General features: G+C 37.7%; 18 protein-coding genes and 1 riboswitch. Of the genes, 5 read left to right on the top strand and 13 right to left on the bottom strand.

The features are described 5' to 3' along the window. Window positions 1-12 precede the first annotated feature (12 nt). Window positions 13-192: a hypothetical protein gene (locus tag V514_RS0104385; RefSeq protein WP_029498553.1), complete on the bottom strand. Its 180-nt coding sequence runs from the start codon at window positions 190-192 to the stop codon at window positions 13-15. A gap of 733 nt (window positions 193-925) precedes the next feature. Between V514_RS0104385 and V514_RS0104380 the strand changes: the two genes are divergently transcribed. Continuing rightward, on the top strand, window positions 926-1807 hold the full coding sequence (locus V514_RS0104380; RefSeq protein ID WP_029498551.1) for an ADP-ribosyltransferase: 882 nt from the start codon (window positions 926-928) through the stop codon (window positions 1805-1807). Window positions 1808-1914: 107 nt separating this feature from the next. Here V514_RS0104380 and V514_RS0104375 read toward each other — a convergent pair whose 3' ends face one another. From V514_RS0104375 to dapF, 7 genes are all read right to left on the bottom strand, one after another. Then, on the bottom strand, window positions 1915-2115 hold the full coding sequence (locus tag V514_RS0104375) for a cold-shock protein (RefSeq protein WP_020189763.1): 201 nt from the start codon (window positions 2113-2115) through the stop codon (window positions 1915-1917). 652 nt (window positions 2116-2767) lie between these two features. Next, window positions 2768-3994: a 2-oxoglutarate dehydrogenase complex dihydrolipoyllysine-residue succinyltransferase gene (odhB, locus tag V514_RS0104370; protein ID WP_029498547.1), complete on the bottom strand. Its 1227-nt coding sequence runs from the start codon at window positions 3992-3994 to the stop codon at window positions 2768-2770. A gap of 31 nt (window positions 3995-4025) precedes the next feature. After that, the gene (locus tag V514_RS0104365) at window positions 4026-6821 is read right to left on the bottom strand and encodes a 2-oxoglutarate dehydrogenase E1 component (RefSeq protein WP_029498545.1); all 2796 of its coding nucleotides are present in this window, start codon (window positions 6819-6821) and stop codon (window positions 4026-4028) included. 222 nt (window positions 6822-7043) lie between these two features. After that, window positions 7044-8468: a sensor histidine kinase gene (locus V514_RS0104360; RefSeq protein WP_029498544.1), complete on the bottom strand. Its 1425-nt coding sequence runs from the start codon at window positions 8466-8468 to the stop codon at window positions 7044-7046. Continuing rightward, a complete protein-coding gene (locus V514_RS0104355; protein ID WP_029498542.1) occupies window positions 8465-9127 on the bottom strand; it encodes a response regulator transcription factor in 663 nt (220 codons plus the stop codon). Before V514_RS0104355 ends, V514_RS0104360 begins: the two co-directional genes overlap by 4 nt. Window positions 9128-9151: 24 nt before the next feature. Continuing rightward, on the bottom strand, window positions 9152-11185 hold the full coding sequence (locus V514_RS0104350; protein WP_029498540.1) for a sensor domain-containing diguanylate cyclase: 2034 nt from the start codon (window positions 11183-11185) through the stop codon (window positions 9152-9154). A gap of 34 nt (window positions 11186-11219) precedes the next feature. Then, window positions 11220-12182 carry a diaminopimelate epimerase gene (gene dapF / locus V514_RS0104345; protein WP_029498539.1) on the bottom strand — a complete coding sequence of 321 codons (963 nt, stop codon included), beginning with the start codon at window positions 12180-12182 and terminating at the stop codon, window positions 11220-11222. Window positions 12183-12733: 551 nt separating this feature from the next. Here dapF and V514_RS0104335 point away from each other — a divergent pair. Continuing rightward, a complete protein-coding gene (locus tag V514_RS0104335) occupies window positions 12734-13279 on the top strand; it encodes a GNAT family N-acetyltransferase (protein ID WP_029498538.1) in 546 nt (181 codons plus the stop codon). A gap of 126 nt (window positions 13280-13405) precedes the next feature. On the opposite strand, the gene V514_RS0104330 is transcribed toward V514_RS0104335, so the two are convergent. From V514_RS0104330 to V514_RS0104320, 3 genes are all read right to left on the bottom strand, one after another. Beyond that, on the bottom strand, window positions 13406-14485 hold the full coding sequence (locus tag V514_RS0104330; RefSeq protein WP_029498537.1) for an undecaprenyldiphospho-muramoylpentapeptide beta-N-acetylglucosaminyltransferase: 1080 nt from the start codon (window positions 14483-14485) through the stop codon (window positions 13406-13408). Between the two features lie 167 nt (window positions 14486-14652). Continuing rightward, complete coding sequence (locus V514_RS0104325) at window positions 14653-15555, bottom strand: CobW family GTP-binding protein (RefSeq protein ID WP_029498536.1); 903 nt, start codon at window positions 15553-15555, stop codon at window positions 14653-14655. A 54-nt stretch (window positions 15556-15609) separates the two neighbouring features. Next, the gene (locus tag V514_RS0104320; RefSeq protein WP_029498535.1) at window positions 15610-17088 is read right to left on the bottom strand and encodes a lmo1851 family serine protease; all 1479 of its coding nucleotides are present in this window, start codon (window positions 17086-17088) and stop codon (window positions 15610-15612) included. A gap of 225 nt (window positions 17089-17313) precedes the next feature. Between V514_RS0104320 and V514_RS0104315 the strand changes: the two genes are divergently transcribed. Continuing rightward, the gene (locus V514_RS0104315) at window positions 17314-17769 is read left to right on the top strand and encodes a hypothetical protein (RefSeq protein ID WP_029498534.1); all 456 of its coding nucleotides are present in this window, start codon (window positions 17314-17316) and stop codon (window positions 17767-17769) included. Between the two features lie 52 nt (window positions 17770-17821). Here the strand turns inward: V514_RS0104315 and deoD are convergent, their stop codons facing one another. Together deoD and V514_RS0104305 are read right to left on the bottom strand one after the other, a co-directional pair. Further along, the gene (deoD, locus tag V514_RS0104310; protein WP_029498533.1) at window positions 17822-18526 is read right to left on the bottom strand and encodes a purine-nucleoside phosphorylase; all 705 of its coding nucleotides are present in this window, start codon (window positions 18524-18526) and stop codon (window positions 17822-17824) included. Window positions 18527-18613: 87 nt separating this feature from the next. Further along, window positions 18614-18838 carry a YozE family protein gene (locus V514_RS0104305; protein ID WP_029498532.1) on the bottom strand — a complete coding sequence of 75 codons (225 nt, stop codon included), beginning with the start codon at window positions 18836-18838 and terminating at the stop codon, window positions 18614-18616. Window positions 18839-18935: 97 nt separating this feature from the next. Here V514_RS0104305 and V514_RS0104300 point away from each other — a divergent pair, with 97 nt between their 5' ends. Then, window positions 18936-20714, top strand: a complete 1779-nt coding sequence (locus tag V514_RS0104300; RefSeq protein WP_029498531.1) for a methyl-accepting chemotaxis protein — start codon at window positions 18936-18938, stop codon at window positions 20712-20714. Window positions 20715-20834: 120 nt separating this feature from the next. Next, window positions 20835-21818 (top strand): SH3 domain-containing protein, encoded by a 984-nt coding sequence (locus V514_RS0104295; protein ID WP_029498530.1) that lies wholly within the window; start codon window positions 20835-20837, stop codon window positions 21816-21818. A 200-nt stretch (window positions 21819-22018) separates the two neighbouring features. Continuing rightward, window positions 22019-22116: riboswitch (SAM riboswitch) on the top strand. Window positions 22117-22182: the final 66 nt, after the last annotated feature.

The raw sequence follows: 22182 nt of genomic DNA, 5'->3' as shown, positions 1-22182 counted from the left end.
TTCTTCATTTTATTAGCCGATTAAGTTATGTTTTACAACTTCGTACGCTTGGCAAATATCCATCATATCTGTTTCTGAAGCTTCAATCATGTCTGAAGCGATATCATAAAGATTTGCTTCATCATTCATTGCTAAGTCGCTTAATAATTGGCCTTCCATTTGGTCTACATATTGTTGAATTGAGTTATTCATCTGTAATACTCTCCTTTGAGTTTCTGTATTATTTTTTATCATCTCTAGGATGTAACGTTCCTTCTTGTTACTTACATCATACAAGAGGTTCTACATAAAATCTACTATTTTCACTCAGAAAGATTTGACTTTGTGTCACAAATATGTATAAAACACTTTTTAGCCCTTTGTGAACGTTTTCTTGTCGTTTATTACGCGTTTCCTTTTAATTTTTTGAAAATTCCTTTCATATTTTTTAGTAATCATTTACTGTTCGTTAATGTTATCAATAAAAAAAATAACGTATCAATTATCAGAATTTAAAAAATAATGTTCGTGTTTTGATATATAACAGTTTTGTTTTTTCAGCATTCTGTACTACTTTTTGTACTACTTTTTACAGTGTCTTTACGCGCGTTTGATGTGTTCTTTATATAGACTAGCAAGTTTTTAAATTACCTTATTAGAAATATATAAGTAGACTTTTCACGTACCTCATACAATCAGTTACGTGAAAACGTCTCAATTACGATTTAACGATTCCCCAAATTGGACATCTGGTATGACAGGAATATTGATTATATCGCTGAAAAATAACGCACCATTTATGCTAAAACGCTCATGGCATCACGTACCTTCTAATGATACTTGGAAATACGTGGTAATACTAATTGCAAACCTCGTTACTATCAGCGATAATTAAAGAAGATGATTTACTTGTTCATACTATACATAGAATTGGTAGGTTAAAACATTGAAAAAACAACTCATCACATTCGCTGTCGCTATGTCGTTGTGCGCTCCGCTAGCATTTGTAGAGCACTCAGCACAAGCAGCAACACTCGAGCAACAAAATGCCACATACAACAAGTTAGCCGTCACAAACAAAGCCATTTCAGTCGATGTAGTCGATAAAAAGTCGCTCGCTGTTTTACGATCATTCACACTCAAACCAAACCGCGTTGTTGAAGTAAAAAAAGACATTCGAGAACTTGATGGCAAACAAATCATCATCAAAAAGAAACGACAACCTGAAGGTACAATTTTTGTGACACACGAAAAAAAATACACCTACTCAAATAAAACGACGTCGATGTCTACTACACAACGCCGGCACTTCAATCGCCTTGAGAAAACGTGGAATAAAAAATTAACGGCAAATCAGCGAAAGTCAGTGCAAGACTATACACGTAGTGGCTTCGTCGATATTAACGGCGTGCTGCGCGGTCTTACACCAGCGACTCCAAAAATTGATAACCGTATTCTCGCTATTGATCATGCGCTCGCAAAATTTCAAAACCCTTATTACTTTTCGGTTTGGCGTGGCACAAATGTAAAAACATTTAAATATGGCTTAAAAAATGGCACACTCGCAATCGGCGCTAATTATTCCGATAAAGGCTATTTATCAACATCATTAGATTGCTCTGGTACGATTGGCTTTGGTTACGATGCGCTTATTCGTATTCAAACACCCTCTGGCAATTACGGAGCACCTGTCTATAAATTATCACCTTATGAAAATGAACAAGAATATTTATTACAGCGCGGGACAAAATTTATTGTCACAGGCATAAAAAAAGAAAAAAACCGCACCGTTATTACCATTAATACAAAAGTTCAGGAAACCAACTAAGCATTCCCAACATGACGCCCCCGGCAAGTAGTCACTTGACCGGTTTTTTTGTAATACAAAAAGCAGGTACCCTATAAAGGATACCTGCTTTATATAATCGCTAACGATTAAAGTTTTACGATGTTAGCAGCTTGAGGACCGCGTTGGCCTTCTTCTACGTCGAATTCTACTTTTTGGCCTTCTTCAAGAGTTTTGAAGCCTTCGCCTTGGATTGCTGAGAAGTGAGCGAATACGTCAGAACCGCCTTCAACTTCGATGAAGCCGAAACCTTTGTCTGCGTTAAACCATTTTACTGTACCTTGTGTCATTTAAATGACCTCCATTGCTTTAATATTTAATAAGATCACATTTTTCAAAAAGAAAAAAATTCACATATTACAAAAAGTACCAAACTAAAACATTACGTACTCTTTGTAATAGGTGAATTAGCTTTTATCATTTATCTCATTGACTTCATTATAGTGCATTTTAAGTTGTTTGTCTAGTAAAATATTGGATATATGTTGAATAACTTTTAAAAATATTTTTTGTGACTATTTGATACGGATTATAATCACAAAAGTCACGCGGATCGAGCATCGTCGAAATTCGTATGTAAGAAATTGCTCGCTATACAAGCTGCTGCGCATCACTGTACATGGTCTTCATCACTCTTGTGCTTCCCTACTATTTGCTGCAGGTGTATAGATGTTAAAGTAGTACAAAATCTGCTAGGTCATGCGCATATTGAAACGACGATGAACATCTATACACACGTGACTACAGAACAAGTAGAAAAAACGACAGATTTGCTCATAAACTTCTTAAATGAGCCGAAAAATATAAGCTCATATAGTCAAAATATAGTCACGAGCGAAAAAAAGCCTTAAACAGCACAAAAAAAGCCCCCGCATAAGCGAGGGCTTTTTCAATAGTTGGAGTATTAATAAATCTCACAAACCGTTGCTACGCAAGGGTTTATTAAGCTTCTAATAATAAATCTTCTGGGTTTTCGATTAAATCTTTAACCATTTTTAAGAAACCAACAGATTCTTTACCGTTGATAATACGGTGGTCGTAAGAAAGAGCTACGTACATCATTGGACGAACTTCAACTTCACCATTTACAGCGATTGGACGTTGTACGATGTTGTGCATACCAAGAATTGCAGCTTGGTCGCCGTTGATGATTGGTGTAGACATTAATGAACCGAATACACCACCGTTAGTGATTGTGAATGAACCACCTTCAAGGTCAGATAAAGCTAATTTTTTGTTACGAGCTTTTACAGCTAAATCAGCGATGTCGCCTTCGATTTCAGCGAAGTTTTTACGGTCAGTGTCACGTACGTTTGGTACTACTAAGCCGTCTGGAGTTGAAACAGCGATACCTACATCAAAGAATTTGTTGTAGTGGATTTCTTCGCCAACGATTTTAGCGTTCACAGCTGGGAATGCTTTAAGAGCAGCAGTTACAGCTTTTGTGAAGAATGACATGAAACCTAATTTAGTACCATCATGTTTTTCCATGAAAGCGTCTTTTTTGCGTTTACGAAGTGCCATAACATTTGTCATGTCGATTTCGTTAAATGTTGTTAACATAGCAGTCCCTTGAGATACTTCTAGTAAACGGTTCGCAGCTGTTTTTTGACGACGAGTCATTTTTACAGCTTCTACGCGAGATTCATCTGCAGCTGGTGCAGCTTTTGGTGCTGGTGCAGCAGCTGGAGCTTGTTGTGCAGCTGGGTTGTGAGCAGCTACATCTTGTACGCGTACGCGGCCTTGAGGATCAACTGGGTTGATTGCGCCAAGATCGATACCTTTTTCACGAGCTAATTTACGAGCAGCTGGTGAAGCGATTACGCGACCGTTTGAAGTTGTTTCTTCTACTACTGGAGCAGCTGGAGCTTCTTCTTTTGTTGGAGCTGGTGCGGCAGCTGGAGCTGGTGCGGCAGCTGGAGCTGAAGCAGTACCGTTTGGATCTACTTTCGCGATAACAGCGCCTACTTCTACAACGTCGCCTTCTTGCGCAAGAATTTCAACTAATACGCCTGCTTCTTCTGAAATGATTTCAGCGTTTACTTTATCTGTTTCTAATTCAACGATAAATTCGCCTTTTTCTACAGTATCTCCTACGTTTTTAACCCAACGTACGATTTCACCCTCTGTGATAGACTCTGCTAATTCTGGTACGATAATATCTGCCACTTTAATTTCCTCCTATTCGGTTTGCCCGAAATTATTTAGATAATGAACCTTCAATTACGATTGCTTGTGCTTCTTTATATGCATCTGCATCGCCTTCTGCTGGAGAAGATAATGCTGGACGACCAATATATTTTACAGCTTGAGCGTCTGTAGCTAACTCGCGTAAATATGGATCTGCAAGGAACCAAGAACCCATGTTTTGTGGTTCTTCTTGAGCCCATTTGATTGTTTTCGCATTTGGATATTTCGCAATAACATCTGTAATTTCTTGTGCTGGGAATGGGTAAAGTTGTTCAACACGTACAAGGTGTAAGTGATCGAATCCTTCGCCTTCGCCAATTTTTTCAGCAAGATCGATGGCCATTTTACCTGACGCAAGAACGATATTTTCCACTGCATCAACGTTTTTACCTGTAGTTGGGTGTTCGATGATTGTTTGGAATTTACCAACAGTTAATTCATCTACATCAGCAGCTACGATTTGATTACGTAGTAGTGATTTTGGTGACATCATAACTAATGGACGAACTTCGTCTGTTCCAAGGATAGCAGCTTGTTGGCGTAATAAATGGAAGTAGTTTGCAGCGCTTGAAAGCATCACAACTGTCCAGTTATTTTCAGCTGATAGTTGTAAGAAACGTTCTAAACGGGCAGATGTATGTTCTGAACCTTGACCCTCTGCAGAGTGTGGTAATGATAATACAATACCTGAACGTACGCCCCATTTAGAGCGAGTTGCTGAGATAAAGTTATCAAACATCATTTGCGCCATGTTTGCGAAGTCACCGTATTGTGCTTCCCAAATTGTAAGTGCGTTTTCGTTTTGTAAGTTATAACCGTATTCATAACCTACGATTGATGCTTCAGATAATGGGCTGTTGATCGCTGTGAATGAAGCGTTCGCGCCTGAAATATCGTGAAGTGGTGTGTATTCATTGCCGTTTTGTTCATCATGTAGAACAAGGTGACGTTGTGAGAATGTACCACGTTGAGCATCTTGACCAGTAAGGCGTACTGGGTGACCATCTTGTAGGATTGTACCAAACGCTAATGTTTCAGCATGACCCCAGTCGATTTTACCTTTGCCTTGGAATGGATCACGGCGACGGTTTAAGATTTTATTTAATTTTTTGAACACGTGGAAGTCTTCTGGGAATGTAAGAAGCTCTTCGTTCATTGTTTCAAGGCGAGCTTTTTCAACACCTGTTTCAATAAGTTCGAAACCGTTTACTACTGCATCTGGCATTTCTAACTCTGAGTGTTTACCTGCGCCGTGTTCTTTAATGTAATCAAGGTCAGCTTGTAATTCCGCTTTGATGTCTTTTTGTAATTGTTCAACATCCGCTTCTGTTAAAACGCCTTCTGCAGCTAGTTTTTTACCATATAATGCACGTACCGTTTCATGGTTATGAACGATGTTGTACATTGCTGGGTTTGTGATCATTGGTTCATCCATTTCATTGTGACCGTAGCGGCGGTAACCGATTAAGTCTACTAAAATATCTTTACCGAATGTTGCACGGTATTCAACTGCGAAGCGAGCAACTTGTACTACTGCTTCTGGTTCGTCAGCATTTACGTGGATTACTGGTACTTCATAACCTTTAGCAGGGTCTGAAGAGTACACTGTAGAACGAGAGTCAAAACGCTCTGTTGTGAAACCAATCATATTGTTTGCGATGATGTGTACTGAACCGCCCGTACCAAAACCATTTGTACGAGAGTAGTTCATTGTTTCTGTTACAACACCTTGACCAGCAAATGCTGCATCACCATGTACTAAGATTGCTAAAGCTTTAGAAGCATCTTGTACAGGTGCACCTGCTTTAGAAGTGTCATCTTGTGCTGCGCGAGTTTGACCTGTTACAACTGGACTAACAACTTCTAAGTGAGATGGGTTGTATGCAAGACCGATTGTTGTACCATTCGGTGCTTTATATGTTGCACCTAAGTGGTATTTCGCATCGTTTGACCAACCTTTTGTTACTTTAAGTGAACCATCTTCAGGAACGAATAATTCTGATGGTACATGAGCAAAGTCAGCAAGCATCATTTTGTATGGTTTATGAACGTTGTGTGTTAACACGTTTAAGCGGCCACGGTGAGCCATACCAATTTGGATGTTTTTCACGCCGTTTGCTTCAGAACCTTTAATGATTTCTTCGATTAACACGACTAATGCATCAACGCCCTCGATAGAGAAACGTTTCACACCAACGAATGTTTTGTGAAGGAATTGTTCGAAACCTTCAACTTTGTTTAGCATATTTAAAACAGCTTTTTTATCGTCATTTGATAGTGGCGCATTTAGGGCACCGCTTTCAATTTTAGATTGAATCCATTCACGTTCGTCTTTACCGACAACTTGGTTAAATTCATAAGCGATTTTGTTTGTGTAAATTTCTTTTAGGTAGTTGATTGCATCTAAACCGTTTTTAACATTTGCAGGAATGTTAGTTAATAGTACTGATGCAGGTACTTCGCGTAAATCAGCGTCTGTTAAGTTATAAGCGCTAGTTTCAATGCGAGTTGTATCAAGGGTTTGATTGTTTAGAGGGTAGATGTCAGCTGCTAAGTGACCGTGTTGACGGATTGCATCTGCTAATTGTACCGCTGCTAATACTTTTTGAATATCGCCTGTGTTCGCTGCGCCTGTTGTTGCAACGGCTGCTGTTGCAGTCGTATCAACTGGTGCACCATATTGTTCAAATAAAGCGACAAGTTCTGCATCAACTTCTTCTGGTGAAGTTAAGTAAAGATCATACATATCCATTACATAACCAAGGTTAGGACCTGAAAAAGCTGACCAAGGATTACTGTTTGTCATGAGATTACCTCCAACTATTTTGCCTAAGTGGCACTTCGATTAACATTTTAAAAAATCAAAAAATCCACTATATATTATTATTACTATTTGTGAACATAGACATGCTTTGGCCCATGTTTTACAAACGCTTTCACCATTCAATCTTACTACTCTTCACAAAAAATTCAATAATTTAATTCAAAACTAGCATATTTCATCTTTAACGACTTATTTCGTTTAGAATTAACTGGATTCTTGCGCTAAATAGAGCGGTAAACGAATCGTAAAAGTCGTGCCTTCATTTAATATACTCGATACCGTTAGTTCACCGGCGTATTTGTCAATAAGCATTTTGACGATACTTAAGCCAAGGCCCGTCCCGCCATGCTCTCTTGAACGCGCCTTATCAACACGATAAAAACGCTCAAATATATGCTCCAAAGATTCTGGTGACATCCCTATCCCATTGTCTTCGATTACGATTGTGCAATTGTTCAAATCAAATGTCAAGTAAATGTTAATACTTGGTATAGAAGAAGTGTATCGCACAGCATTTTGCAATAAGTTATGCAAAATCTGGCGATAAGCATTTTCAGAAATAGCAACATGTGATTTCTGAAAATCCTCATTATAATGCAGTTTTATTTCAGCAGTTGGCGCAATAGTTTTCATTTCTTTCAAAACAATTTCCGTTTGTACGAAAACATCCGCACTTTGCGATTGGTCTTTCGCTTCATGCCGAGCTAGCTCTAATAATTCCTCAATTAACTGCTTCATGCGGCGCACTTCATCTATTGACGTTGCTAGTGATTCATTTAATATATCCGGTTCATCTTTTCCCCAACGTTGAATCATCGACAAATGCCCTTCCAACACTTGGATCGGCGTTCTCAACTCATGACTCGCATCGGAAATAAAACGTTGTTGCTGCAAAAAGGCACTTTCTAACTCTGCCATCATTTGCTTATACACACGTACTAAATCACCAATTTCATCATTGCTTTCAACGGTAACTTGAATCGGCTCTTCAAAGCGATGATCTGCGACGCGCTTCATATCCGACGATAGCCGTTTTAATGGCTTTAATAATACCGTAGCAAGCGCTGAACTAATAAACCACGATGCAATGAGCGCGATAATACCCATTAGCAACATCGATGTTAAAATATATTTCATCAACGAAGTTAACGCTTTTAATGGGTGTGTCAGCTGCAAATACCCACTAAAATTCCCAAGCCGTAAATGCCCTGTTGTCACAAAACTATCTTCGCCATCAACTTTCACCTGTTGCATCATATACCCTTTTAATGGCAAAGTTTGCGGTACAGCTGGAATTTCTTCACTCGTGTTATTCAAACGCAATATTTCAATGCCGTCTTTATTTAAAATACGCACCGTCTGATTTTTATCAATAATGGAATTCATAAGCCCGGTATTACGTTGTATTTCATCAATCGTCAAGCCACTACCACGCGTTTCAAAAAATGCTGTTAAGTCATCCATTGAACGCGTCACAGAGGATTTTTCTTCATTTAATAACCAACTATTAATTGCCACATATAAAATACAACAGACGAGTGCAAAGCTAATAAAGAGTACGGCCGCCGACGTAAAGGCCCACTTTCTTCTTAATGTTAAGCTACGCCAATATGTGTTAAGTTTTGTCATGCACGTATCACATACCCTACACCACGTACGGTTTCAATCGTCTCTGCAGGAAGTTTAGCACGCAAATGGCGAATATAAACGTCGACAACATTCGTTTCGACATCGGTATTATAGCCCCACACATTTTCTAAAATAATTTCGCGGGTGCATACTTTATTTTTGGAACGCATTAATAAATGCAATAAATCAAATTCAGTTTTTGTTAAATTAAGCGCCTCACCATTTACAGTCGCCGTATAAGCGGTTTCATCTAACTCAATATTTTTAATTGCTAACGTATCATGCGCGTCATCGATTGTCGTGCGACGCAACGCAGAGCGAATACGTGCCAACAATTCTTCAATCGCAAATGGCTTGACGATATAATCATCCGCCCCTGCATCTAATCCTGCTACACGGTCCATTACAGCATCTCTTGCTGTAATCAAAAGAATAGGGACTGAAGATTGTGCTCGCACACGGCGGCACACTTCAATCCCATTCAATTCCGGTAGCATAACATCTAACAAGAGCACATCAAATGCGCCCTCTAAAGCCGTCTCTAATCCACTTCGCCCATCATAACAAACCGTCACATCATAACCTTCATGTTTCAGTTCTAACTCAACAAAGCGCGCGATGCTCTTTTCGTCCTCGACTAATAAAATCGATTTTCTCATTTCGTTACGCTACCTCCTATTCAATTAATTCGTTGCAAAGCGATAGGAATCTTTCCCGTTAACATTTTTCGCTAAATACAACGCTTCATCTGCTTTTTCTAATAATAATTCAACCGAATCACCGTGCTGTGGGTAAACGGCAATACCAATCGATGATGTTGGTGCAAAGTGAGTTCCTGCAATATACCAGCCCGTCCTCAACACTTGTTGTATTCGCTCAACGGTCGCTAAAATTTGCTGTTGGCATACTTCTTGTTCCGGCGACATTCGCGTTAGCATAACAACAAATTCATCGCCGCCAATGCGGCAAACAAAATCGGTATCACGTAAGCTACGTTTCAGCGCGCGTCCAAACTCGCGAATAAAGTCATCACCAATATCATGACCATATTGATCATTAATTGCTTTAAAGTTATCGCCATCAATATACATCGCCACAATCGATTGCTTGTACTCATTGGCTTCTTGCTCAAGCTTCGCACTTTGAAGCGTCAAATAACGTCTATTTGGCAATAAGGTTAATGCATCATGATATGCTAAAAAGCGTAGTTCCTCTTCTTTTTGTTTACGTTCTGTAATCTCGCGTGCAATCGTAACATATTGGTAAACTTCCTCACGGATAGGATCTTGCACACCAGTAATATACGCTTCTGTCCAAATGGTTTTGCCAGATTGTGAAATCATTTCTAGTTCCACATTTGTCTCTTCTTCGTTATTCACATTATGACGCAGCTCATATTCTAAAATAGAAGCACTTTCAGCCGTTAATATATCCACATAAAACTTGCCAATCAATTTATCTTTTTCATAGCCTAGGCGCTGCTCATGATTTGGTGAAGCATACAAAATAATACCATCTTCATTCGTGATTGTAATAAAGTCATTCGTATTTTCAGTAATGAGCTTAAATGTTTTTTCAATACTTTGTAAACTTGACATTAACGCGCGACGTTCCGTTATATCAATACATACAGACACATAATTTTTGATATTGTGATTTTTATCAAATACCGGCACAATCGTTGTATGTGCCCAGTAGTATGTACCACGCTTCGTACAATTACAAATCTCATCTTGCCAAATTTCACCGCGCTTAATCGTTGCCCACATCTCTTTATAAAATGCCGTCGTATGCTGACGAGAATTTAAAACCGCATTTGTTTGTCCTAAAAGCTCATTGCAACTATATCCAGATAGCAATTCATAGCCTTCGCTAACATATTCGATAATGCCATCTGTATTCGTAATACAAAAGTTCGTCGCCGCTGCTAATGCTTGTTTGTAACCTTCTAATAAAAAACTTGTTTCTTTCAGCGCATCTTCTAAATGCTGTGCATCAGTTTGTTCAATCCACTCTAACGATACGGCAACAACTTCATCATTCATAACAATCGGCATAAATAATACCGTATAGTGCATAACTGTATCATTATACAGCCATTGCATTGGTAATGACTCTTGCTTGCTCCCCGCACAAATTTTTTGGATGCGCTCGTAACAAAGTTTAATTAAATAATATTCTTGTTCATTACGTGGATTCAAAGAACTGCCTACCATTTTGGTTGATATAGCAAATACTTCTGAAAAAACACGGTTTACTTTTAATATTTGCCCCGTGCTTGTTGCGACAAGCATCGGGTTATGTTGTTTTAAAAACAATGTAGACAAGAAATGCTGCTCTTCTTCTAAAATTTTATGTGAAGACATTTCCTTTGAAATGGCTAATAAATAAATTTCATTTTCAATAAACACAGGCCACACAGTTGTTTCATTTGTATGTTTCGTATCCGCATATAAATAAAAATCCCGATAAACAATTTGGCGATTTTCTTTAATAGCTTGACCGTAATATTCTACAATCGTCGCAACCGCATCTTTACTTAAGCTAGATTCTTCTACACACTTGCCTATTGGTGATTGCTCAAAGATCGCTAATGCTGCTGGATTCACATAGACATATTCATATGTAGAAGGCCCATTGTATTTCATAAAGAAAACGAGTTGCATACAGTGCTCATAAAGTGCCGCCATTTGCTGTTCAATAGACAGAACACCCATTTTTCAATGACTCCCTTTTCTTCTTGCCGCTATTTTATTTCAATACCGACAACTTACTTGTTGTAAATTCTACGAGTGCTTGATACGCTTGCTGTTCGGCTGTATCTTGAAGTTTTGTTAGCACCCAATCATGTTGTACTTGTTCAAACGAATAATACGCTATAAATGTTGCATTGCCAATTAAACGTAACCGATATTCGCCTTTATTATTTGCTACTTCACATTTTACAAAGCCACCAGGATTAAACACTGTAATTACACCTTCATCTACAATGTGCAACAGTGTAGCCACAAGTGCAGAAGCTGTCATCGCAGTGCCACAAGCATTTGTAAAACCAACACCACGTTCATATGTACGCACATAAATTTCTTGTTTGCCGAGTGGATACATATAGCTAACGTTTACCCCATCTGGTGTATAATCATTTTCACCATTTAACATCGCTGCTAAGTGTTGTTGATGTGCCACAGATTTAATTTCTTGTTTAGACACAAGACCAATTAAATGTGGATTAGGCACTGATACGGCCGTAAAACGAATATCCATTGAAAAGGGTGGAATGCCTTCATCAATTAATGTACGCTGCGCATTATAATTCATAGGTAGCGTTGCTAAATCAAATGACACCGGTGCAATTTCGACAGCATACGTTGGCACATCATTCATTAATGACTGTTCTTTTGTTACGAGTAAGTTCGCTTTCATTGTTTCGATAATACATGACGTTTTTTGTTGTCGTTCTAAAACATATCGTGCGACGCAACGTAATCCATTGCCACACATTGATGCTTCTGAGCCATCCGCATTAATAACACGCATTTTTGCTGTTGCGACATCGGAAGGGGCAACTAACAGTAGGCCATCTGCACCACCATCATTATTTTTGCGGCATAACCATTCACCAAATTTAAACCAATCCATTGCAGTTTCATCTGTTGTTTCATATAAATAAAATGTATTTCCTGAACCATGTACTTTTAATAAATTTCCTGCCATTGTTTACCCCCTACTTTCCTTCCCTTAATGATAATAGGAAATGTACTTTCATACAACTAACTTCTTTTGTTTTAACCATAGAAAAATACGACTTTCAATATAGTACAATGGATGAATCTACGCGAAAAAGCGAACATTACTATGTTTTTAGTCCTGTTTTTTCATTATTTTGCATCGTTTTTAAGTTTTTTTTTGTTAATTGGTATACTTTTTGCGCATCGCGGGTATATATCACTGTGAGCGTTTCTTGTGATACGCCACAGCAAAAAAACGGAAAATCTATTCTATAACAAAAACACTTTTCTGTCACAAAAGAGCATTTTTTGCTAATTTAATCTATTTTTTTATTTCCAAAACGGAAATTTTTCATTATAATCTAAATTATAAAACAAGTTGTTTAGTTTAGATTATCTCTATAATAAAATAGAATTTTAGAACGCAAATGGTGCGCCACTAACAACTTGTTAGTTTTAGCGGGTTCAATTCCCGCCCTGAAATTTTTTGTTTTAAAATTTTCTGATGATTAACTCATCTTAAAGGAGGCGTTCTTCATGTTAAAAAAACGTGAGCTGCACGAATCTGCAGAACTATTTGAACTTATGAAACACCCTGAGGTATTCCCGTACGTACGGCAAAAAGCACAATCTGCTGAGGAATTTGCTTTTATGACACGGCAATTAATGGTAGAAGAACATTTTGGCCAAACAGTATCTCGCACAATTACAGATGATTGGGGCAAGCCAATTGGCGTTATTGCATTGTATGATGTTGCAGACGGCGCAGGATTTTTAGGTACTTGGATTGGTAAACCTTATCAAGGTAAAGGTTACAATCCAAAAGCTAAAGTCGAGTTCTTCAAAGAACTGTTCTTTGAATTAGGATTCCAAACAGTGTTTATGAAAGTTCGTAAAGTAAACAAACAATCGCAGCGTGCTGTTGAAAAATTAGGCTACGCAATCGATGCGCAAGACTTACACCCAGCGCTATATGCACAAGTAAATAGCGGCGACATCCCATTTGAATTATTCAAAGTAGACAAAGATAACTTTTATTTATATCTTGCTACTCAAACTAACGAGGAGGAACAAGCAATCTAATGGATACCACAAGCGAAATTACCCCGACCTAAAGGCAGCTCCCGAGCAATTATGCGACGCGAGCTGCCTTTTATAATACAAAAAAAGAAGCTTACGCAATTGCGTAGCTCCCCGTTTATACCGCTATTATTTTTTAGCATATTGCAAAATTAATTGCATCATATCATCTGGTAATTTTGGCTTTTCTGCTTCTTGCATTGTTTTCATTAATGCAGGTTCTTGAGCGCGTAAGTCGTGAACTGCGTTTAAGAGCGTATCTTTGTTAACCGCTTCTTCCTCTAAAACAAGAGCTAGTCCTTGCGATTTAAATAAACGTGCATTTAAAATTTGATCGCCGCGCGACTGAGCTGCCGATAACGGAATCAATAGCATCGGCTTTTCAAGTGCTAAAAATTCAAAAATAGAATTTGAGCCGGCACGTGAAATAATATAATCTGAGGCGTACAATAAATTTGGTAACTCCGTTGTGACATAATCAAACTGTTTATATCCTGCAAATATATCTAGTCTCGGTTCTATGTTTCCTTTACCACATAAATGAATAATGTTGTACGTTGCTAATAACTCCTCTAAGTTTGCGCGCACTGCGTCATTAATAAACTTAGAACCTAGCGACCCACCCATAATCATAATTGTCGGTTTATCATTAGAAAATCCGCAGTATTTCAAGCCTGATTCACGATTCCCAGAAAATAGTGCAGGGCGAATAACGGAACCCGTACATGTCGACTTCTCTGCCGGTACATATTTTAATGTTTCTTTAAAAACCGTAAAAATATGCGATGCAAATGGTAATGCTAACTTATTCGCTAACCCCGGTGTTACATCTGATTCATGGGCAACAACTGGAATACCCGCCATTTTTGCGGCCATGACTACCGGCACTGAGACGAAACCACCTTTTGAAAAAATGATTTGTGGTTTTACTTTGCGTAAAATAGCAGATGCTTGTGCAATACCTGCTAATACGCGAAATGGATCAGAAAAGTTTTTCATTGAAAAATAACGACGTAATTTCCCACTTGAAATAGCATGGTAGGCAATTTGAGGAAATGCTTGTGGAATAATTTCTTTTTCAATCCCCTCTTTTGAACCGATATAATGTACATCATATCCAGCTTCTAAAAACGATGGAATAATCGCTTGGTTAAGCGATACGTGGCCCGCTGTTCCGCCACCTGTAAAAACGATGGTTTTCTTCATAATTTATATAAACGCTCCTATCAATATTAACGACTCAATTTAACAACTTCGTCATTATACACCTCTAACAAAGAAATGCACCTGTTCCAACGAAATTATTATCACAACGTCCATTGTAGCATAGTGAAAGCATGAAAAAAAAGAGCCGCCTATTATGCGACCCTCTCTAATTAGTTATGTCTTCCTAATAACGGAATTCGGTCTACACCATCACCAATAATTACTAAATCCGGTGCCATCTTCATATATTCAGGCAGCCATTGTGTTAAGCCATATGCATATTGAAATAACATCGGATGGCTATTTCCTTTAATCGGCACATACCCTTTCATGCGATAAACTGTTTCTGGTAGCGAACGCACCCAGTCCTCTACTTCTTCAATCGTATAGCTTTCATCTTCTTCAAAATGCAGCAGACGCGAACTTAAATGTAAATGATGACCAATATCAGCTTTTTGCACTTCACCCGTTGCTGTTGCTTGCATTTTTTCAACAAAACCAAATGGGAATTTCGCATTGATTGTTTGTAAAATAGGTGCATGACGATTTAAGCTTTGCATTTCAAATGTCACTTGTGCTAACTCTTCTGGTGTTAACAAATCGGATTTGTTCGCTAAAATTAAATGTGCATGACGAATTTGTTCAAGGAATAATGAGCGCGTTTGCGGCGTCATGTCATCGCGATGTAACCAACGCTTGCTATCCGCTACAGTAATAATGCCTTTAATATTTAAATCGTTCGCAAATAACGGCGAGTAAACAGCATCAAGCGCCTCTACCGGATGTGCTGCACCAGTCGTTTCGATTAATAAGACATCCCATTCCGAATCTGCTAATAGCGACTGTACTTGCGCTTCTGTTTTTTCAGCACCTGAACAGCAAATACAACCATTAAGCATTTCTTTTAATGGCACGCCTTCTTCAACTGCTTGTGAATCAAAGTTCAAATCACCTAATTCATTCATAATAACGGCTGGCTTCATATCTTTTGCTTTCAATTCACTAATAAAATTAGCAAGCAGCGTTGTTTTGCCGCTTCCTAAAAATCCACTCAATAAATAAACATCTTTCATTTGTATACCCTCCAATAGGAAAAAGAGCCACCGAAGCAGCTCTTCTATCCCCTATTATTTCGCTTCTTTTATGACAATGTCACGCGCTTTTTTCAGCTGTGGATCATCTTTTTTAATTTTTTTGCGGAGCTCATTCATCACTTCAGTTGTTGTCGCTCCATTCATAATACCTGTTGTTTCTAAATCATGTTGTTGCTGGAATGTTTGAACTGCTATTAATGTACTATAATCATATAAACCATCAATTTTCCCAACATTATAACCTAACGCATCGAGCATTTTTTCAGCGACCTCAACAGTGTCTGAAACATCCCCTTGCTTCAACGTTTTTGTTGTATCAATATATGGTAAATTTGCATATGATGGATAGTTCACATGAATATTTGGCTGAATGCCTTTTTCATGAATCCAATTGCCATCCGGTGTTAACCATTTTGCTGTCGTATATTTTAGCGTTGCACCGTCTGATAGCTCTTCGACAGTTTGAACAGTTCCTTTACCAAATGTTTTTTCACCAACAACTTTCACATTCGCTGATTCATTTAATGCCCCAGCTAAAATTTCTGAAGCAGACGCACTACCACCGTCCACTAAAATTGTTGTTGGCACCGTTACTTTGCGACCATCTTGTGCATTCGCAATTTCTTTTTTACCTGCACGATTTTCTACTTGTACGACCGGTTTCCCCGTTTCAACAAATAAACTTGCAATATTAATCGCTACATCTAAGCGACCACCTGGATTTTGGCGAACATCTAGTACAAGACCTTGCATGCCTTTAGCTTCCATGTCATCTAATTTTTCTAATAACTCTTTATACGTGTCATCAGAAAAACTCGTAATTTGAATATGCGCAACTTTACCTTTCAACATTGAAGCATATACCGTTTCCACAGGAATCTCATCACGCACAAGTGTCATCTTATGTAGATTTTTTGAGTCACCACGTTGGAATTCGATTTTTACTTTTGTTCCTTTTTTACCACGAATTAATTTAACAGCTTGATCTGCTGTTTTGCCAACAATTGATTTGCCATCAACGGTTTTAATAATATCATTTGGCTTAATCCCTGCTTTTTCGGCTGGAGAATTCTTAATTGGTGATACGACAACAATTTGTCCATCTTTTTCTTGAATCTCTGCGCCAATCCCTTCAAAACTTGATGAAATTTGGTCATTAAACTGTTCAGCTTCTTTTTTCGGCATATATGTTGAATATGGGTCATCAAGCGCGCCCATCATACCTTCCATAGCCCCTTCAACCATTTTTTCTTCATCAACTGCTTTAAAGTAATTTTTGTCTAATTCATCATAAACATCAAGCAACTTTTGGAATTGTGGATGTGTATTCGTTCGTACTTCAACCACTTTTTCTTCGCCAAAAGTTAATGCTAAAATCGTAATACCTGACGTACTGATAATCAAAACGATAATTAGCATAATGAGTGTAAATGGCTTCATACGAACATATTTTTTTGCAGGTTTTACTTCATTATCATGTTGTTCCTCATTTTGCGAGTTTTTCTCGTCCAATCTCTTCACCACTTTCACTATTCAAACGTTCGCACACTACGTCTATTTTAGCAGTATTCTATGCATCCGAAAAGCAAAGTTACGTGAAAACGACGACTCTTTTCAAATTCCAGTATAGCAATATTGGTTTTAACGCCTCGTTTCCGATAAATTTGCCACAAAGCGCTTATTGTAAAAAATAAATATGGTACCATTTAAGGTAATTAATTCAAAAGGAGTAGGTTAATGAAATCATTAGTATTTATCTTTTTAACTACAACCATTATACTATCAGGCTGTGTATCGCCAACAAAAACAAGCGCCACCATTAATTATGCGTATGCGGATATCGACTACTTACGAATGAGTCACGATGAACGCACGATGCAAAATCAACAGCTTGCCTATCAACAAGCTGGCAGCAGCATCAAATGGTCTGCCCAAATCACGGCCGTTGATGAACATAACCGCGAGATTCAATTGCAGGAGATGGATTTGCCACTCATCAAAGCGTCGTTTGACTATACATTCATTGAATCACTAGAAGAAAAAGGCTATCACATTGGCGATACACTAACTTTTTCAGATATTTTACATGCCTATGATGCCATTTCCGACATATGGTATATTAACAACTGTCGCATTGAAAATAGCTCAAAATTATTGCGACAACAGCTTGAAAATTATCGTGCAAATCATTAAAAAAGCTGGAATCGTCTAATTAAATAGACCATTCCAGCTTTTTTATTTATGTTTATTCAGCAATAGCCGCTTCTAATGCTACAACCATCATTTCCTTGAAAGTCGTTTGACGTTCTTCAGAAGTTGTTACTTCACCTGTAATTAAGTGATCTGAAATTGTTAAAACAGCTAATGCTTGTGCATTATATTTCGCTGCTAATGTGTAAAGTGCTGCTGTTTCCATCTCTACTGCTAATACACCGTAATCAGCCAATAAATCATTCGGATTTTTCTCTCCGTAGAATAAATCTGCTGTATATACGTTACCAACACGTAAATTTAAACCCGCTTCTTTACCTGCATTGTACGCTTTTAATAATAAATCAAAATCAGCAATCGGCGCATAATCTAAACCGCCAAATTGGATTTCATTCATTTTTGAATCCGTTGTAGCACCTTGCGCCAATACAACATCACGCACTTTTACATCACGTTTTAATGCACCTGCTGTACCAACACGAATTAATTTTTTACAACCATAATCTTTTAATAACTCTGTTGCGTAAATGCTAATTGATGGTACACCCATGCCTGTTCCTTGTACGGATACACGGTGGCCTTTATACGTTCCTGTATAGCCAAACATGTTACGAACATCGTTATATTGTACAGGGTTTTCTAAAAATGTTTCCGCGATAAATTTAGCGCGCAATGGATCTCCTGGTAATAATACAATATCAGCGATTTCGCCGTCTTTTGCGTTAATATGAATACTCATATAAATTCCCTCTTTTCATTAATTATCGAAAGCCTTTTCATAGCTATTTTGATTGTACTAAAAAGTCTGACCTCTGACAAATAATAATCAATAATCGAGACAATATTTCTCTTCATACATACCCCATAAGCTGTCAAATGTAACAGTATTTAAATCATCATGCGCTAGTTCTTCAATATACGAAGAAAGTTTTTCAAAATTTATTTCTTGTTTCGGAAAAGCATGATCATGAAACATGGCTTCAGCAAAAACGCCGTAACTATCGCTTGCCCCGCGAAAATTTAAAGCATATAAATAAAAACTTGGTTGCACTGCTCTCGCTCCTTTCTTCCTGTTATTTGAAAATACAGATTTTACACTAATCATCGAGTACTATATAATTATACCTAGTTAGAAGGAGGTTATACTCATGACAATAGCAACAAAAGAAAAAAGCTCATCTACTAAAAAGACGCGACTTTTATCACACTCCACAAAAGGTCACCCTTTATTTCTTCTTCGTTGGAGAATTGTTATCACGTTTAGCGCTTTATCACTGTTACTCGTCGCAATGCTACTGTTAACACACAACAATTTAGAAAAGCTAAAACATGAGCTACAAGTCTTTAATGGCGATACATTAAAAACGCAACTTGAAGTAAATAGCTTATCTGGTAAATTGGCCGAAATTACAGCACTTGAAAAAACGTATATTATTACCGGAAATAATAACGAACGCGATTTGTACGATGAACAAACGACAGCGTTTTTAACGCACATTGAACAGCTACAAAAAAAATTTAATCATTCTAAAAATGAATTAAAGCATCTCGAAACGATTTTAGCATATTACACTACATATGCGAATACGGCAACTAACGCTATGAACTTGCGAGAAACAGATGGTCTAACAGCGGCACAACAATATGTGGCGCGTGGTACGGGCCACAAAGCGATGACAAACGTTAATACACAAATTGATTATTTGACGAATACTTTAAATGAAAAAAGCTCTAAAAAGTTGATGAATTTAGAGCAAGCTACGACATTGGCCGAAATTATTTTTTTCGTGTTAACGTTGTTAGCAATTACTGTCTTATCTATAACTGGAGTTCTTTTATTTAAATCGATCAAACGTAATACATATCGCATCCAAACAGCTATTGATGACATGGCCAATAACGGCGGTGATTTAACGCAACGCATTCACATTTCTACAAAAGATGAATTTTCTCAAATTGGGAATAGTACCAATTCACTTATCGAATCGATTGCTGACCTTGTTAAAAACATGGATACACTCGCGCATGATGTTGCTGCGAATGGCACACAACTTAAAACATCGGCTGCTCAAAGTACCGATATTATTCAATCGATTGCGCAATCTTCTAATGTCATTTCTGAAAGTAGCGAAAATACGATTACGCATATGAATAGTGCTGCTCAAAAAATGGAAATGTTGCATAGTGCAGCGGCAGATTTATCAAGTGATACAAACGATATGAAATTCTCTGCAGATTCAATGATTTCAGCTGCAGATGAAGGGTATGCGTCTGTTCAAAATGCAGCCGATATGATGATGGAAATTGAAGAAACCATTGCAAATACGACCGATACCGTTCACAAACTCGGCGAACGTTCTTCACAAATAACATCAATTATACAAACGATTACAGAAATCGCCGATCAAACAAATTTATTAGCGCTTAATGCGTCGATTGAAGCGGCGCGTGCTGGTGAAGCTGGCAAAGGATTTTCTGTTGTCGCAGATGAAGTTCGCAAATTAGCTGAATCTTCGCAACAAGCAGCAAATGAAGTAGCTTCGATGATTCATGCAATTCAACAAGAAATTCAGACGATTGTTGAACAAAATAGGACTGGTGTTGAAAAAGTGATTCAAGGTGTTGGCTTAACAAATAAAACGACATCATCACTTGATATTATTGTGGCACAAACGACCGACACCTTAACAATTATCGACGATATGTCGCAAAAAATCACAGCTTTTGAAATGCATAGCGAAGAAGTAACGCAATCATTTATCGAAGTAAATATGATTGCCGAAGAAAACGCCATGCAAGCTGAAGAAAATGCTCAATCTGCTGAAGAAGGCGCACGCTCTGTTGATGCAATTTACGATGCAATTGAAAATTTATCGTTACAATCAAGTTCGCTACAAAAAATGATTACAGCTTTTAAAATTTCTTAATTTTGGTGGCAGCTTTCCTTCGCTAACAGCGTCCTGTTACAAGATTGCCCCACTATTGACGAAAAAAATACACTTTCGCACATTTTAGTGGTATTATGGCCTAACGGGAGATGATTGATTATGAAATTAACAAAATACGCATTATCTTTAGGAGTATTAACTGCTTCTACATTAACAGTTGCAACGCCATCTTTTGCTGCAACTTCTACAGCAACAATGTCAGGTACAATTTTAAATCCTGTCACAGTTCGTGAAGGCGCAGACGTAAAAAGCGATTCACTTGGCGCTTTAAAAAAAGGTGACAAAGTTAAAGTTTATTCTACTGATAAAAATGGTTGGGTAAAAATTCAATTCAATGATAAAAAAGCATACATCTATAAAGATTATGTAAAAGTAACATCATCAACAACTGAGAACAAACCATTGACATCAAAAGCAACGACAAAATATATTCAAGAACCTGGCGCAAATGTACGTCAAAAAGGAAATGTATCATCAAAAATCCTTGGTAAATTAACACCAGGAACAAAAGTAACAGCCTATGGTACAACTAAAGATGGCTGGGTAAAAATTAAATATAATAATGGCACAGCCTACGTCTATAAAGACTATATTGGTGCGAAAAAACCTGCTGCAACGACAGATAATAAACCACCCGCTACATCAACGAAAAAAGGGTATGCTTTAGACACTTCAAAAACATACACATATGCCTTAAACAGCTCGACGGTAACGCTTTCTAGCAAAGGTAAAAAGACGTCTACAGGCTATACAGTATGGTCAATGAAAGATAATAAAACGAAAAAAACATCGACTATCTATTTAAAAGAAGTCGCTAACAAAGGTTTATATTACAAAAAAGCCGGCGAAAAAACGGTAAAACTATTAGGTTATCCATTCGCAGTTGGCGACATATATAAAAATGGTTCAACAACGTATAAAGTGACTGGTGTCAATAAAACAGTTAAAACAACTGCTGGTACATTCCAAAATACGGTGACGGTGAAAGCGGCAAATGAAACGTATTACATCGCTCCAACAACAGGTGTAGTAAAAATTACAAAAGGTTCTAAAACGCTATTCCAATTAACTTCAATGAAATAATGTACGATCAAAGCAGAAATCGTCTAATGATGGCGATTTCTGCTTTTTAATTGTCATTATTTTTAACATCGATTACATCACATGCACCAATATCGTTTCCTTTTTCTGATTTTTATCATTTTTCAGATTTTATATTGTCACAACTGTAAATTAGTGTTAGAATTCCATTAATTGATTATATCTTATTAATTGAATAGGTTTTCTTATCGAGAGAGATTGAGGGACGTGGCCCGTTGACATCTCAGCAACCCCTTTGGAAGGTGCTACATCCACGAAGACATGGTCTTGCAGATAAGAAAGGACGATTTCTCCTCCCCTTTCTACTGCATAGATTGGGGAGTTTTTATTTCATTAATAAAGGATG

It is taken from the genome of Kurthia huakuii LAM0618 (genome assembly GCF_000505545.1).
Lineage (GTDB): Bacteria > Bacillota > Bacilli > Bacillales_A > Planococcaceae > Kurthia > Kurthia huakuii.
Note: the sequence above shows the minus strand (reverse complement) of the source record. Positions and strands in the feature narration are given on the sequence as shown.

Coding starts and splice junctions, on each gene's coding strand:
- V514_RS0104300 (WP_029498531.1), top strand. CDS start 18,936: ATGACAATAGCAACAAAAGAAAAAAGCTCATCTACTAAAAAGACGCGA.
- deoD (WP_029498533.1), bottom strand. CDS start 18,526: ATGAGTATTCATATTAACGCAAAAGACGGCGAAATCGCTGATATTGTA.
- V514_RS0104350 (WP_029498540.1), bottom strand. CDS start 11,185: ATGGGTGTTCTGTCTATTGAACAGCAAATGGCGGCACTTTATGAGCAC.
- V514_RS0104360 (WP_029498544.1), bottom strand. CDS start 8,468: ATGACAAAACTTAACACATATTGGCGTAGCTTAACATTAAGAAGAAAG.
- V514_RS0104325 (WP_029498536.1), bottom strand. CDS start 15,555: ATGAAAGATGTTTATTTATTGAGTGGATTTTTAGGAAGCGGCAAAACA.
- V514_RS0104295 (WP_029498530.1), top strand. CDS start 20,835: ATGAAATTAACAAAATACGCATTATCTTTAGGAGTATTAACTGCTTCT.
- V514_RS0104335 (WP_029498538.1), top strand. CDS start 12,734: ATGTTAAAAAAACGTGAGCTGCACGAATCTGCAGAACTATTTGAACTT.
- V514_RS0104385 (WP_029498553.1), bottom strand. CDS start 192: ATGAATAACTCAATTCAACAATATGTAGACCAAATGGAAGGCCAATTA.
- V514_RS0104375 (WP_020189763.1), bottom strand. CDS start 2,115: ATGACACAAGGTACAGTAAAATGGTTTAACGCAGACAAAGGTTTCGGC.
- V514_RS0104355 (WP_029498542.1), bottom strand. CDS start 9,127: ATGAGAAAATCGATTTTATTAGTCGAGGACGAAAAGAGCATCGCGCGC.
- V514_RS0104365 (WP_029498545.1), bottom strand. CDS start 6,821: ATGACAAACAGTAATCCTTGGTCAGCTTTTTCAGGTCCTAACCTTGGT.
- dapF (WP_029498539.1), bottom strand. CDS start 12,182: ATGGCAGGAAATTTATTAAAAGTACATGGTTCAGGAAATACATTTTAT.
- V514_RS0104315 (WP_029498534.1), top strand. CDS start 17,314: ATGAAATCATTAGTATTTATCTTTTTAACTACAACCATTATACTATCA.